Genomic DNA, 12,844 nt, shown 5'->3' with positions numbered 1-12,844 from the left:
TTCTGGCGGGCCGACAATGGTGGTCCGACGCTGCAGAATAAATAATATCGCTGGGACCGGTTCCAAGTCACGCACTGCCCGCGAATTAATGTAAGCAAAGCGCAAGTGGCCGGTAAAGAATCCTTATGTCCAAAAAAAAGCCGACCCGGTTGAGGGGTCGGCTATAAAGTTCTGGCCAATCCGAGGGCCGTGCCAGAACCTGAGAGACGGTGAAGCAATCTGGCTGAGACGACGGAGGGTGCGCGCCCCTGGCATTCGGTCTTCGCAAACGACCGGCCGATCTAGATGAGCTCTCAACCGAACGGTCGTGCCGAGACGATGTGGAGATTGTAACAATATATTGCGCAGAGGTTTCATTGCAAATTTACATGCTTGCGATAGGTCTCAACGTGAGGCAAGAGCAACTTATCGAGTAAAGGACTGCCCGTCGAGCTAACGCCTTCTTGCCAAAAGATCCTCGTCGACTCTACTGAAGGAGAACTTTCCTTCGCTATCCTGGCGCAAGGTCTGCGGCGCTGCGAAGCAAGGCTATCATGCGCGGCGTCTGTCGGGTCGCCTCAACGGATAGCGCCCTCAGGCTTCTTCAGCGCCGGCGATCAATGCGCCTTCGTGGGTGCTTTGCCACACATCGAGCCAGGCTTCGAGTCTGGCGGGCGGAAGCGGCCGGCTCAAGTGATAGCCCTGTGCGAGATCGCAGCGTAGTGCCTTTAGACGTTCCAGCATGCCCTCCGTTTCAACGCCTTCCGCCACCACCTTCAGGCCCATGTTATGGCCGAGATCAATGGTGGAGCGGACGATGATCTCGTCGTCCTTGTGCTGCGACATGCCGAGCACGAACGACTTGTCGCCTTCCCGCATCTGGTTGAATGCACGCGCCAGTTCGCCGATCTCGTCGCTCTGGTGAACGTCGATCGGCTCGGCGTAGTCGCCTCGACCGATCCGCTTCGAAAATTGCGTGAGCGCCGCGATGGGACGCGTGCCCGAGCGCGCCGTCAGCACGCTGCCGACGATCGATACGAGCACGCCTAGCAGCGTGATCAGCAGCAAGGTCGACTGCAGGCTGCGGAACGGCGCGAGCGCCTCCGTCAGCGAGCGCTCAAGCAACACCGCGACCGTCTGGCCTTCCGAATGGAGGCGCACGATACGCGTTGCATAGCCGTCCTCGGCGAGTTGCGTCTGATTCCTGAGCGCACCGCGCGCAGCGCCCGGCAGCGAACTCGCGAGCACCGCCCACTTGCCGTTCGCCTCGACGGTCAGGAACGACACATCGAGCGATGTGAGCGAACTCATCTCGCGCGCTAGCATGTCGTCGATGGCAAAGCCCATTACGACCCATGCAATCGCGACCGGCGCCTTCACGGGAACCGCGACGAGCTGGTAAGCGCGCCCGCCGATCATGCCGAACGAGGACGCATCGCCCTTCTTCGCGACCGTCTTGATAAGCGCCGGGAACGGGAACGCCATGCCTTCGTGCCCCATGTTCGCGCTGTCGGCGATCAGTTTGCCGTCGAGGTCGACGAGCATCACGAGATCCGCATGAATGCGGTCGCCGTGATTCTGCAAGGCGGACGCGACGGTCTTGCTGTCGTGCGTCGCGACCGCCTCGCGAAAGCCGAAGTCCGCCGCCACCACGCTCGCCGCCTGGGTCAACTGATCGCCGTTGCCATGCAGGACCTGCCCGAACACCCGCTCTGCAACAGAAAGCTGCTCCTCGGCGTTGCGATGCGCGTTCTTCAGAATTACCGAGTTGATGACGAGAAACGCCGCGGCTTGCGCGACGAGCATCAGGATCACGAAGACGAGCGCTATGCGTGCGCGCAGGCTATGGAGCAGCATTTGGTTGCTCGTCCTGTTCCGCCGGCTTCAGTTTGAGGGCGAAGGTCGCCGAGCCGTCTCCGCCGACGGCGCTGACCTTGCGCGTCGGCTGCGCATTCGGGTCGCTCTGGCGGAAATGCCAGGCGATCACCGTGTACGAATCGGCAGGCAGATTGTCGATCGTCGCCATGCCGTTTGCGTCGGTTTTGGCGAACCACGGCGTGTCGACGATCAATAGGTACGCGACCATCGCGTCGTGGATATTGCAGCCCATCACGACGAGGCCGGCTTTGTCGAACACCACCGGATTCGCGGGAATGCCGTGATACAGGTTCAGCTCGAAACGCTTCGGGGGCGAGAACGAGTACACATCATGTTCGATGTTGTCCTTGTTCGGAAACGAGACGGCCGCGCCGGTGCGCACGACCGACACCATGGGCACGAACTGACGCTTCACCTGGTCGATGACCGCGCCGGCTGGCTTGGTCGCTGGAAGCTTGCCGTTGACGGGCAGCGCGTAGACAACCGCATCCTGCACCGCTGCGCCGGCCTGATCGACGACGTGAACGCGCACGCTGGCGGCGTGTGCGAACGTGATGGCGAAACCGAACCCGGCCACGAAGACGGCACACGAGCGCATGCAGATGAGGGGCTTCATTCGCGGTCCTGCACCTCGCGATACATGGGCGCGAGCTTCGCGAGCAGCTTGTTCTGCGCGTGAAACGGCACACCGTTCTTGTCCATGGCGGCCTGCAGATCCTCGACCACCGCATTGAAGGCGGCCCGGTCGATCGCGTGACCTTCGTGCGTACGCTTCATCGAGCGGCCGGTATAGACGCATGGACCGTCGAGCAGCACGCAGATCTGCTCGACGAGCTTCCGCTTGATGCGCTTGATCGGCGCGTTCTCGAAATAGGGCGCGGTGCGCGGATCGGCGAGGACGTTGACGTACATGTCGTCGACGATCTTCGTCAGCCCATCCGTCGCTCCGAACTGTTGATAGAGTGCGTCGTCGGCGCGCGCGCCGGCGCTGGCCGACGACACCAGCAACGCGAGCATGAAAGCAGCGAGACGAATCGTCATGTTCAAAACCCCGCCTGCAAGGAAACATAAAGGCCGCGCTGATTCCGCACGGTCGCGATGTCGCCCAGCGCGACATACGCGGCCGTCAGCGACACATGCTTGTTGGGCGCCCATGCGACGAACGCGTCATAGACGTTCTGCTCGCGCGCGAACGACAGGTTGTCGGGCTTCATCCGATATTCGCCGCCGATCGCGATGCTCTTCGACAGCAGATACGCAACCGACGACTCGAACTCGGCGTGATACGCATTGGACCTGTCACCGCCGAAGCCGAGCAAGCCGAACTGGTTCGCCTTGGTGAAACGCACCGTGCCGTTGAGCAACAGGCTTTGCGCGAGCAGCAGCTTGGTCGCGGACAGATAGAAGTCCGTGCCGGAATTGCTCATGGCGCCCACGGCCTTCACAATGTCGCCCTGCTCGTTGTGCTTGAACTGCAGGCCGGCCGAGATTTGCGGAACCCACGTGTCCTGATCGAGCACGGCGTCGCCCAGCACACGCACCTTTACGCCGAAGATGTTTTGGTTGAACGTGAAGTTCTCGCCGAGACCGAGGGTTGCGCCGACATCGCGGGTGTCGAAGCGCTGCCGCGCCAGCGAGAGCTCGACGCGGTTTGCGATGCCTACGGTCACTCCCCACGAGCCGAGCGCATAGTCCTGCGTATGGACGTAGGTACCGTGCACGTTTGCGCCGAGCTGCCCAGCCGTGCCATAGCCGCCGATGACGGCCCACGGTGTGAGACCGCCGCCCGCTGCGCCTTCCAGTTCGGACACGCCGCAGGTCAATAGCAACTTGCCGCCGGTGAGCGGAACCACAGGAGGCTCGTCGGCATGAGCGCACGTCGAAAACGAAGCGAGCATCGTTGCGGCGAAACCGGCGAAACGCGCTTTCTCTCGGAACAATCGCATGCGGAAGGCATTCGAACAGGGTGATGGAGTTTTCCGCGGGCTATCGCGGCCGTGCCACATGGGCACGGCGTCCATGAAAATGTCGTCTCTCGTTTCGGGAAGGCGACTCTGATTTCATTGGTAAACGGTCGCTGAGAAGCGAACTTGACCGCCGTTCGTAAGAAATAAAGCGCCAAACGTTTGCAATCAGGTCTTCAGCGTGGAGCGCGCAAACCATCTTGCAACCTGCACGACACCGGTCCGGACGGCAAGGCGGTCATCGTGCCGGTCAAGGCAGGCGTGATCCGCTCCACGCCGCCCGTGGTTCATGTCTTGCGACAAGCGCAATCTCGACGGCGACGTCTACACGCAAGGCCTCAAGGAAAGCGCGGAAAAGTACGTGCCGCAGATGCGCGCGGAAGGCGCGCAGATCGTGGTCGCGCTGTCATGGCGGGCTGGACGACTCGCCTTATTTCCCTTCGATGGAGAACGGCAGCTACTACCTCTCGACCGTGCCGGGCATCGTGCGAGTGGCCGGAATATGCCTCTAAGGTACCGTTCTTGGGCTCCGTCATGCCCGGCCAATTGCATCCGACGAAGCAACGGGCACGCGTTTTTTAGTTGTCGTTTTTTACAGAAGATCTCGAGCTTGTCGTTTTCGCTGATGCACGGCATGGTCACCCGCGAGCCAAGGATAAAAGGTGCTACCGGAACGAGCAGCTAAGTCGCAGTGTGCTCGCGATGTTAGATACATGTCCGAGCTCGATACCACAATTCCAAACGCAGGCCGCCCCGCGACGCGCTGGCTCGCTACCCAGATCGGATCGTTAGCGACTGGACAAATATAGGACAGCCGCCGAGGAATGTACGAAACCAAAGACGATCTGGATGCGCCTTAGTCAAAAAAATCTCTTATCCTCCGTAGATGGCACCAAATAGGCTATAACAATCTCAACTGACGGGCCCTCGAACCTCGACTGACTTGCCAAAGGTTTGCGCGGTAGTTGTGACTGGAGAATGCGCCGGCGATCGTGGTTACGACTCACCACGGCCTTGTCCGTGAGAGACGACAACAGAAAACAATGCGAGAATATCGATCAGCCGCTTTCCGAGGCGCGCGCTGCAAACGATCATTTCGCACATGGATGACCCGCTAAGAACATCCTTTCCCCACGAGCCTAACGGATCCGCCTTATTCGAAGCCTTGTGCGACGCTTATGTCGTTGTCGACGACGATTTGCGGATCGTATTTGCTAACCATCGGTTCCTTGCTTTAAGTGGACTAACGCGACATGCCGTAATGGGCAAGTCGATCGTAGATTTCAACCCGCACGACACCGATGATCAACGCAAGGCTCGTCATGCGTGGCTCGCTGCTGTCTGCGCCAAATTGCTGCCAGGCACGTCCGCTGAGTCACCCTACCTTCCTGGTAATTTCCAGTTGGATCCGTCGAAGTCCCCCGAAACCCGCGTTTGGGAGTTCGGCGCGAGTGTCGTTGCGCCGGCTGACAGCACTCAGTCCTACATTGCGCTTCGTGTCATCGACGCGACGGACCGAGTCGAACGGGAGGATGCAGACAAGCGGGAAAAAGCGCGTCTGCGATCGCAAGCGCAGTTGCGCCGGATAATCGCGGAAGAAAAGGAGAGGCAACTCGCGGAAAGCCGCGCGCGATTTGCGGAAGCGCTTGCATTTGCCAATGTAGGCGCGTGGCAACGCGACCTCCTCACAGGCGTGGTCACGTGCACCAACGAATGTAAGAGCAACTTCGGTTTGGATCTTGACGACGAGCTAAGCGAAGCTCGATTATTTGAACAACTCATTGATCCCTTGGATCGTGCCTGGGTGCGAACGGAGCTGGACGCAGCCATCGGGAATCACCAGGACTATCGCGTCGAATACCGAATTGTATGGCCTGATCGTTCACAGCATTGGGTCATGGTTGGCGGTCGCGCCCTCTACAATGAAGCGGGTCGCCCAACGCAGATGCTAGGTTTCGTGCTCGATATCACGGCTCGGAAACAGCAAGAGCTCGACCATCGACAGATTGCAGGAGATGAGCGGCTCGCACGTGAACAAAGCGACCGGAACGCGCTTGCAATGGACCATTTCATGGCGGCGGTCTCGCATGAACTCCGCTCTCCAGTAGGCGTCATCTTGAACTGGACGGAATTGTTGCAGCGCCCTGGCTTCAAAAGCCACCTCCCGCAGGCCGCCGCCACCATCCAGCGCAACGCCAGGCAATTGGCGCTGATGGTTGACGACCTGCTCGACAGCGGCGCAATTGTCTCAGGCAAGTTGTCTTTTAGCTTTGCCGCAGTTGAATTGGCCGAGCTTATCGCCGACCTGGTGAGTGACCTTCGGCTACAGGCAGAACACAAAGGCTGGCGGTTTATAACGAGCCGAATGGACCGTTGCGTCGTACAAGGGGACGCCGCGCGAATAAAGCAGATCGTGTGGAACCTGATCAACAACGCTATCAAATTCACTGAAGCGGGCGTGATCGATGTTTCGGTTTCGGCCGAGGGCGACAAGGCCGTCCTGTGCGTGCAGGATTCCGGTCGCGGAATTGCTGCCGATACGATCGACAAGGTATTTGAGCGATTCGAGCAAATCAAGCCGAGTGCATCTGGTCGCGTCGGAGGGCTTGGCTTGGGACTATGGCTCGTCAAGACGCTAGCTGAGCGTCACAATGGATCCGTTGAGGCTCGAAGCGAGGGCGACGGCATGGGAGCCGCGTTTTTCGTGTCGCTGCCTCTAACCGATTAGGGCGACCGTTCAGCAACCAAGAGTCGCTTTCGCGGTCGCCGGATAGCCTTGCTCGTTGACATGAAGCCAGAAAACACCGATGTCGCGAATCGCGTCCATGAAGTCTCGCAATCCGACCGGCTTGACAACGTAAGCATCGACACCGAGATCGTAGCTTCGCAAGAGGTCACTTTCTTCGCGCGAGGAGGTCAGCATAACGATGGGAATCCGCCGCAAATGCTCATCTGCTCTCACGGCTTCGAGTACTTCGTGTCCATCGAGTCTCGGCAATTTCTTGTCGAGCAGAATAACGGCAGGATGTTCGTCCTGACGCGAACTCCATTGATTCTGGCAACGGAGATACTCAAGCGCCTCCACACCGTCTCGCACGACGGAAACCGGATTCTCCAGCCCGGCCTCCGTCAGGGAATGGAGCGTCAACTCAATGTCGTTCTCATTGTCCTCAACCAACAAGACCGCTTTAAGCTTGTTTCCCTTCATCCCCTCTCCTCAACCTTCGCCTGGTCTACCCATCTTCTTTTGCAAGCGGGGGCAGGACAATTGCGCAACGCAACGGCATCCATTGTAGCGTGGGCGTGGCGCCAGAAGAGACACTTCGGACGAGCTGTTTCTGGACATGTGAGCCCTATCCCACCGAAGTGTGACTTCAATCTACCTCTCTTGACCGGCAGTAGGATCGACGCGGTTGTCCGCCTTGCGCCGGCCACGGCACAGTGCAGGCGGCCACTGGTTTCTCATCACGCTAGTTCCCATGCTTAGAAATGCAAGTCCTTGTGGTGATGGTCTTCGGCAGCTGTTCGACGTATCAGGTTGGCACGTGTCGACCACTATGATTGCCCCATTTGGCCACCTCTGAGCCACTCATAGACTGCGGTATTCCGTCAACACTGTCGCGGTGCTCAACTGTCTCCGACGGCAGTTAGAGCCAATCGAGGGCGGTCCTCTTGGATCTTCTCGATCTGATTCTCGCTCTCCCTCGACTAAACCCTCCAACGCACCCTCTGCAGAAATTAGCGCGTGAAGCAACCAATCCCGCTTAGGCTGACGCTTTAAGAATGTCTCTGGAGGAGGCGCACGGGCAGTTTGAGCGCAACGACTGCGCCGGGCGCATACAACGAGATCAGGCTAAAGAATTTCGAGAAGCTCTTCGCCCAAGCTTTCATGAGGATGGTGCTTCGCTGTCGGGACCCGGCATCGGATGAGTTTCGTCGGGACACACCTTGAAGTGGTCTGGGAACGTCCGGCCAACGAGACTGTCGTAATCTTCTGACTTCGCGTCGACGATTGCTTGCAGCATTTTAATAAACGCGTTGCCATCTTCCAGATTGGCCACGATGACCCGTGCGGTCCGCAACGAAATAAATTCAGATAGCGGAGGTGCTGTCCCATCATCGAGCACGAACGTGAACCGGTGTACTTCGACGTCTGCCCCTGTCGGGGGATTTGTATGAGCGACGATTGTGGCTTGCATAGATATGCCGTTCAGAAAGCATGCCGTGACTGCCAGCATACATCGTGCCGTATCATTATTGTGATCGCCTGATCGATGCTTGTTTGCCGATAACCTCGGGTCAGACATCATGCCGCATTCGTTCTTCCGTCGCCTGAAGGCGAAGCGGTGTGTGTGGACTTTGCGCGCAATGCCATCGAAATGACGGCAAGGGCGTGCGGCGGGTGTTTGTGGCACTGGCCGGCAATCAGCCCGTCGTTCGCGATGCCCCGTCTTTGCTCACCGGACTGGTGGCCCGACGCGGCAGCAGTCCCCTGACGACTCAAGGGCCGGCGCGTTAGGCAATGTCGTCGTTTGCCACGCGTCTCATGCTTCACTGGCCGCCATGAGAACCGCATCGTGGCGAATGCCGGTCGCAATCTTCCGCAGGAAGCACCCGACGCCTTCACCGATGCGATCTTCGATATCTACGCCTGGACCGCCTTTAGCATGACCCTACCTGAACGTTCAGCCGAGTGCGGGCCAATGTTGACGGGCGAAGCTCGATCGCCTGGAGACATCACCCGCGCGCGTGCTCCGGCTCGACCCCGAGACGCTGCATCAGCCGCCGTGCGTCGAACGGCGCTCTCACCTTCTGATCGTTGTCGAAGTAGCAGAACACGTCGTGCGATGTCCGTCGGCGCGGCATGCGAGTGGTGATGAGACGGGCATCGCCGGGCGGGCGGCCTGCCGCCCAGCATTCGATGCGCTCTGCCCATGCTTCGATGGCAGCGTCCGTATAAGAGCCGCCATACAACGTCTCGCTGCCATGCAGACGCAGGTATACGAAATCGGCGGTGAGGTCTTCGGCGTACGGCCAGCCCGCCGTAGAGTCCGATACGACGAGCGCCGCGCCGTACGTCCGCAGCAGTTGCACGAACCCCTCATCGAGGAAACTCGGATGCCGTATTTCAATGGCATGGCGTAGCGCCCGCCTCTTCTCGGGCGGTTCGAACCACGGCTCCTTGACGCGCGCGTCATGCTGCCCCGCGAACGCGGCGGCAGCCGTCGTTTCCTTCGGCAGGAGCGCAAGGAAGCGCTCGAAGGCATGGGCGTGAAAGGCGAAGGTGGGCGGAAATTGCCATAGAAACGGGCCGAGTTTGTCACCCAGGCCCGGAACGCCCGATGCGAAGAAGTTAGCCAATGCGCTGGTTGCCGTCTCGTCGCGAAAGCGCAGCATATGAGTCAGATAACGCGGTCCCTTCACACTGAACACGAAGTTGTCAGGCGTGGCATCGTGCCAGGCGCGCCACGTGGATGCGCGTTGCAGCGAATAATGCGATCCGTTGATCTCGACACTCTGCACGGCGCGCGATGCAAATTCCAGTTCACGCGACTGTGCAAGCTTCGGTGGATAGAAGACGCCGCGCCAACCCGAATACCGCCAACCCGATATTCCGATGCGCACGAAACCTGTCTGCACTTAAGCTCCCTCAAGCGGTTTCACGGCCCTTGACGTCGCTTGGGCGTTCACTTCTTGCGGAGGCCCTCGAAGGCATCGGCAATGGCCCGATGGGCCAGCGTGCTCACCCCTGCGGTCATGATGCCTTGCACAGTACGCCTCACGCCAAGAATCACGAACGCGACGAGGGTCCCCGCCATCAGTTCGGCGTTAGGCGACTGCATGAACCATGGCGAAACACTGCCGCGCAGCGCGACCGGACCGCTCCTTTTTAGCCGAGGTTTCCCCTCTTCCGGAGCGCATGCCGCAAGCAAAGCGGTGCGTGTCTCCGCCATCCGCGTCAGCAAGGCCGCTTGACTATTCGAATAGGCGCGGCTCATCGCAACACCTTCCTGATCGCTTCCGCATCGCGCTCGAACTGATCGCGCAAAACCTGAAACGGCTCGGTGGGCTTACGCGTCATGATCACGGCTGTAGCGATCAGCGCGACCGCGAGCCACGCGCCGGCGACACACCATGCGGTCAGTATCAGATGAGGCGTGCCGACCGCGGTCACGATGACAGCGATCGATACGAACGACAGCGTGAACATCGTGCCGACGATCAGCGCCACCATGGCAATCAATTCGTGCAAGACGCGCGTTTTGGCTTCCGCGAATTCGATCGACATCAACTCACCATAGTCGACAATCCGTCGCGCACAGAAGTCCTTGACGCTGCGCCACGCTGAAATTTTTCTTCCAAGCGACATGAACGATCTCCTTTGATCGGGCGGGGCGATTCGACGGCGATCACCATCTGACGAACGTACGACCCGATACTCACTGAGCGTCAGAGCTCGCAGGCATCATGGTTTGGTCGACAAGCATGTCAAATGCCAGCGCCCATGTCGCGCTCTCAGGCGAATGCACGTGCGATAGCTGTCTGCGGCATGACGATTGCAAATCAGCGGTGCGTACGTGCCGCAAGCGCGGCGCCACGATTGCGCGTCCAGCGCCCTCTGGTCTCTTTACGACCGGCAGGAATCGCGCAGGCGCCTCATTATCCGGAAGTCAGCGCAAAGCCGGCCCGACAAGGAGCGCATCATGATCCGCAACTTCACGTTCAAGAGCGCGTCGATTGCCGCACTGTCGGCGTGCATTTGTTTCACCGCAGGCTGCAATCGCAACAGCGGCGAGGCAGGAACCAGCGGCTCAGCGAGCAGCACATCCAGCGCGTCCGCGCCTGCCGCGGTGAGCTTTCCTGCTACCGCTGCCAGCGACACGCCGTCAGGCGCAAGCCAGTAACGCAGAAGCATCGAAGGCCATCGACCGCGGACGGCAGCAAGGATAGGCGCCGCATCCCGTGGGCTGCGGCGCATCGGCGCTTACCTGGACACCTGTTACTGCGCGTGCTTGGCCGCAGGCTTCTCCGCGCCTTTTGCCTCAGGCTTGGCGACAGTCTTCCCGGCCTGCTCTTCTGAAACCTCCTGCTCTGCGAGCAAAGTCAATTTCTCGTCCGTCGCTTTCTCTTCTTTCAAGGTGTCGAGAAGAAGATTCATTGCTTCAGTATGACCAAGCTTTTTCGCGAGCGCCGCGAGTGTGCCGTACGTGGCAATCTCATAGTGCTCGACTTTCTGCGCGGCGGCGATCAAGGCCGCGTCGAGGATCGGCCCTTTCTCGATCTCCTCGATCTGCTCCTGCCCTTCCTCGACGAGCCCCTCCATGGCCACACACTTGACCCGCTTCAGCTTGATTCCGGTGCTCTCGACGACCTGATCGATACGCTCGATCTGCCCCTGCGTTTCCTCCAGATGCGTCTTGAAGGCTTCGGCAAGATCGGGGTTGGACGTCGCCCGCGCCAGCCTCGGAAGCGCCTTGGTCAGTTGCTTCTCTGCACTGTAGACGTCGGACAACGCGTGGATGAACAGATCCTGCAAAGTTTTGATAGCCATGATGCCTCCCGGGTGAATGGATGGTTACGCCGGTCGTCGACCAGCATGGCAGGCCTAGCGCAACGGCCATGCCTTACGCCGGCCAGAGCGTCATGCCACCGGTTCGAGCGCGACCTTGATCCAGCCGGGCTGCCGCTTGTCGAACGCCTTATAAGCATCGATCACGTTCATCAGCGGCTCGCGTGTTGTCAGCACGCGCAACGGGTCGCAGGAGCCGTTGCGCACACGTTCGATCAGCCCGGGTGTAACGGCGCGGTGGTTGCAGTTCCCCATCTTGATCGTGACGTTCTTGTTCATCGCAACCCCAATCGGGAAGAAGCGATCGGTCGGTGGATAGACACCGATGATGCCCAGCGTGCCTGCTTTCGCCAGCGCGCCGATACTCCAGTCGAGCGCCTGCGTAGGGGCATCGCCGGGAACCCAGTTTCCGTCCGATACGTTGGGCTTGGGCGTGACGGTGCGGCTCTCGGCTTCGCCCCTTTCCACGTTTTCTGCCGTGGCAGCGGGACCCTGCTGTGCATGTTGCGAATCGATGCCCACCGCATCGATGGCGCGATCGACGCCGATGCCGCCCGTCAGCTCGAGAATGGCTTGCACCGGGTCCTCGTCGTCGAAATTGACGGCTTCGGCACCCTGCGCGCGGGCCATGTCGAGACGATCGGCAAGCCTGTCGATTGCGATTACACGCCCTGCTCCAAGCATGAAGGCGCTGGCTATCGCGAACTGGCCGACGGGTCCCGCGCCGAACACGGCGACGGTGTCGCCGCGCGTCACTTCGGCGAGCTGTGCGCCGAAGAAGCCCGTCGGGAAGATGTCTGAAATGAGAATGGCGCGTTCATCGTCGATATTCTCCGGCAGCTTGATCAGGCTTGCGTTGGCGAGCGGCGTGCGGGCGAATTGAGCCTGCAGTCCGTTGACCGGGCCGGTGGATTGCGGACCGCCGAAAAACGTGGTGCCGGCCGCCGCGCCATTCGGATTCGCCTCGTCGCATTGCGCCGTATAACCCTTGCGGCAATACGAACAATAACCACACGAAATGGTCGATGGAATCAGCGCGCGGTCGCCACGTTTGAAGTTGCGCACGCTCTTGCCGATTTCCTCGATCACGCCCACGCCCTCATGTCCAAGGATGGTGCCTGGTTTCATGCCGGGCAACGTCCCGCGCACCATGGCAGGTCCGTGCCGCACACGGCGCTCGCAGTGATTTGCACAATGGCGTCCTGGTCGTGCTGGATTGTCGGATCGGCGACGTTGTCGAGCGATATGTCGCCGACTGCGTGGAAAACGACTGCTTTCATGCTGGGCTCCTTTATCGCGTTCGGGAAAGCAGCCATGCGAGCAATCGACAAGCCTGTTTCTTCTTTCGGGCGCCTTCACGGATGCGCAGCATGAGAGAAATCACGGCGCCGGCCTGGGGCACATGCGTTGCTGGCGCTCTTCTAGCGCGAACCTTAATGAAGCGACTTTCTGA

Annotated in this window: 13 protein-coding genes and 1 pseudogene; 2 read left to right on the top strand and 12 right to left on the bottom strand. The window is 59.9% G+C overall.

Annotated features, from left to right (window positions below):
- Window positions 1-573: 573 nt before the first annotated feature.
- From QCE64_RS18885 to QCE64_RS18870, 4 genes are read right to left on the bottom strand one after another with little or no spacing between them, the layout of a single operon-like run.
- Entirely contained in the window at window positions 574-1,836 is a 1,263-nt protein-coding gene (locus tag QCE64_RS18885) for a cache domain-containing protein (RefSeq protein WP_310005476.1), read from the bottom strand.
- Window positions 1,823-2,473, bottom strand: coding sequence for a methylamine utilization protein (locus tag QCE64_RS18880; protein ID WP_310005474.1), 651 nt, complete (start codon window positions 2,471-2,473; stop codon window positions 1,823-1,825). Before QCE64_RS18880 ends, QCE64_RS18885 begins: the two co-directional genes overlap by 14 nt.
- Entirely contained in the window at window positions 2,470-2,898 is a 429-nt protein-coding gene (locus tag QCE64_RS18875; RefSeq protein WP_310005473.1) for a group 1 truncated hemoglobin, read from the bottom strand. Before QCE64_RS18875 ends, QCE64_RS18880 begins: the two co-directional genes overlap by 4 nt.
- 2 nt (window positions 2,899-2,900) lie before the next feature.
- Window positions 2,901-3,803: a DUF3034 family protein gene (locus QCE64_RS18870; RefSeq protein ID WP_404987395.1), complete on the bottom strand. Its 903-nt coding sequence runs from the start codon at window positions 3,801-3,803 to the stop codon at window positions 2,901-2,903.
- A gap of 222 nt (window positions 3,804-4,025) precedes the next feature.
- Between QCE64_RS18870 and QCE64_RS18865 the strand changes: the two are divergent.
- A pseudogene (locus QCE64_RS18865) lies at window positions 4,026-4,306 on the top strand (bifunctional metallophosphatase/5'-nucleotidase); the annotation flags it as partial.
- 617 nt (window positions 4,307-4,923) lie between these two features.
- Window positions 4,924-6,549 carry an ATP-binding protein gene (locus QCE64_RS18860; protein WP_310005468.1) on the top strand — a complete coding sequence of 542 codons (1,626 nt, stop codon included), beginning with the start codon at window positions 4,924-4,926 and terminating at the stop codon, window positions 6,547-6,549.
- Between the two features lie 9 nt (window positions 6,550-6,558).
- On the opposite strand, the gene QCE64_RS18855 is transcribed toward QCE64_RS18860, so the two are convergent.
- From QCE64_RS18855 to QCE64_RS18820, 8 genes are all read right to left on the bottom strand, one after another.
- Window positions 6,559-7,029: a response regulator gene (locus QCE64_RS18855; protein ID WP_310005466.1), complete on the bottom strand. Its 471-nt coding sequence runs from the start codon at window positions 7,027-7,029 to the stop codon at window positions 6,559-6,561.
- 679 nt (window positions 7,030-7,708) lie between these two features.
- Entirely contained in the window at window positions 7,709-8,059 is a 351-nt protein-coding gene (locus QCE64_RS18850) for a hypothetical protein (RefSeq protein WP_310005464.1), read from the bottom strand.
- A 499-nt stretch (window positions 8,060-8,558) separates the two neighbouring features.
- The gene (locus tag QCE64_RS18845) at window positions 8,559-9,461 is read right to left on the bottom strand and encodes a DUF72 domain-containing protein (RefSeq protein ID WP_310005462.1); all 903 of its coding nucleotides are present in this window, start codon (window positions 9,459-9,461) and stop codon (window positions 8,559-8,561) included.
- A gap of 47 nt (window positions 9,462-9,508) precedes the next feature.
- Window positions 9,509-9,820 (bottom strand): hypothetical protein, encoded by a 312-nt coding sequence (locus QCE64_RS18840; RefSeq protein WP_310005460.1) that lies wholly within the window; start codon window positions 9,818-9,820, stop codon window positions 9,509-9,511.
- Window positions 9,817-10,191: a phage holin family protein gene (locus tag QCE64_RS18835; RefSeq protein ID WP_310005459.1), complete on the bottom strand. Its 375-nt coding sequence runs from the start codon at window positions 10,189-10,191 to the stop codon at window positions 9,817-9,819. The genes QCE64_RS18840 and QCE64_RS18835 overlap by 4 nt, the downstream gene beginning before the upstream one ends.
- A gap of 258 nt (window positions 10,192-10,449) precedes the next feature.
- Window positions 10,450-10,737: a hypothetical protein gene (locus tag QCE64_RS18830; protein WP_310005458.1), complete on the bottom strand. Its 288-nt coding sequence runs from the start codon at window positions 10,735-10,737 to the stop codon at window positions 10,450-10,452.
- A gap of 84 nt (window positions 10,738-10,821) precedes the next feature.
- Window positions 10,822-11,373 (bottom strand): DUF892 family protein, encoded by a 552-nt coding sequence (locus QCE64_RS18825; protein WP_310005456.1) that lies wholly within the window; start codon window positions 11,371-11,373, stop codon window positions 10,822-10,824.
- Between the two features lie 90 nt (window positions 11,374-11,463).
- Window positions 11,464-12,750 carry a zinc-binding dehydrogenase gene (locus QCE64_RS18820; protein WP_404987394.1) on the bottom strand — a complete coding sequence of 429 codons (1,287 nt, stop codon included), beginning with the start codon at window positions 12,748-12,750 and terminating at the stop codon, window positions 11,464-11,466.
- Between the last annotated feature and the right edge of the window lie 94 nt (window positions 12,751-12,844).

Source organism: Caballeronia sp. LZ043 (assembly GCF_031451075.1).
In the GTDB taxonomy this organism is placed as follows: domain Bacteria; phylum Pseudomonadota; class Gammaproteobacteria; order Burkholderiales; family Burkholderiaceae; genus Caballeronia.
The sequence above is the reverse complement of the archived record's forward strand: the minus strand, read 5'-3'. Positions and strand labels throughout refer to the sequence as shown.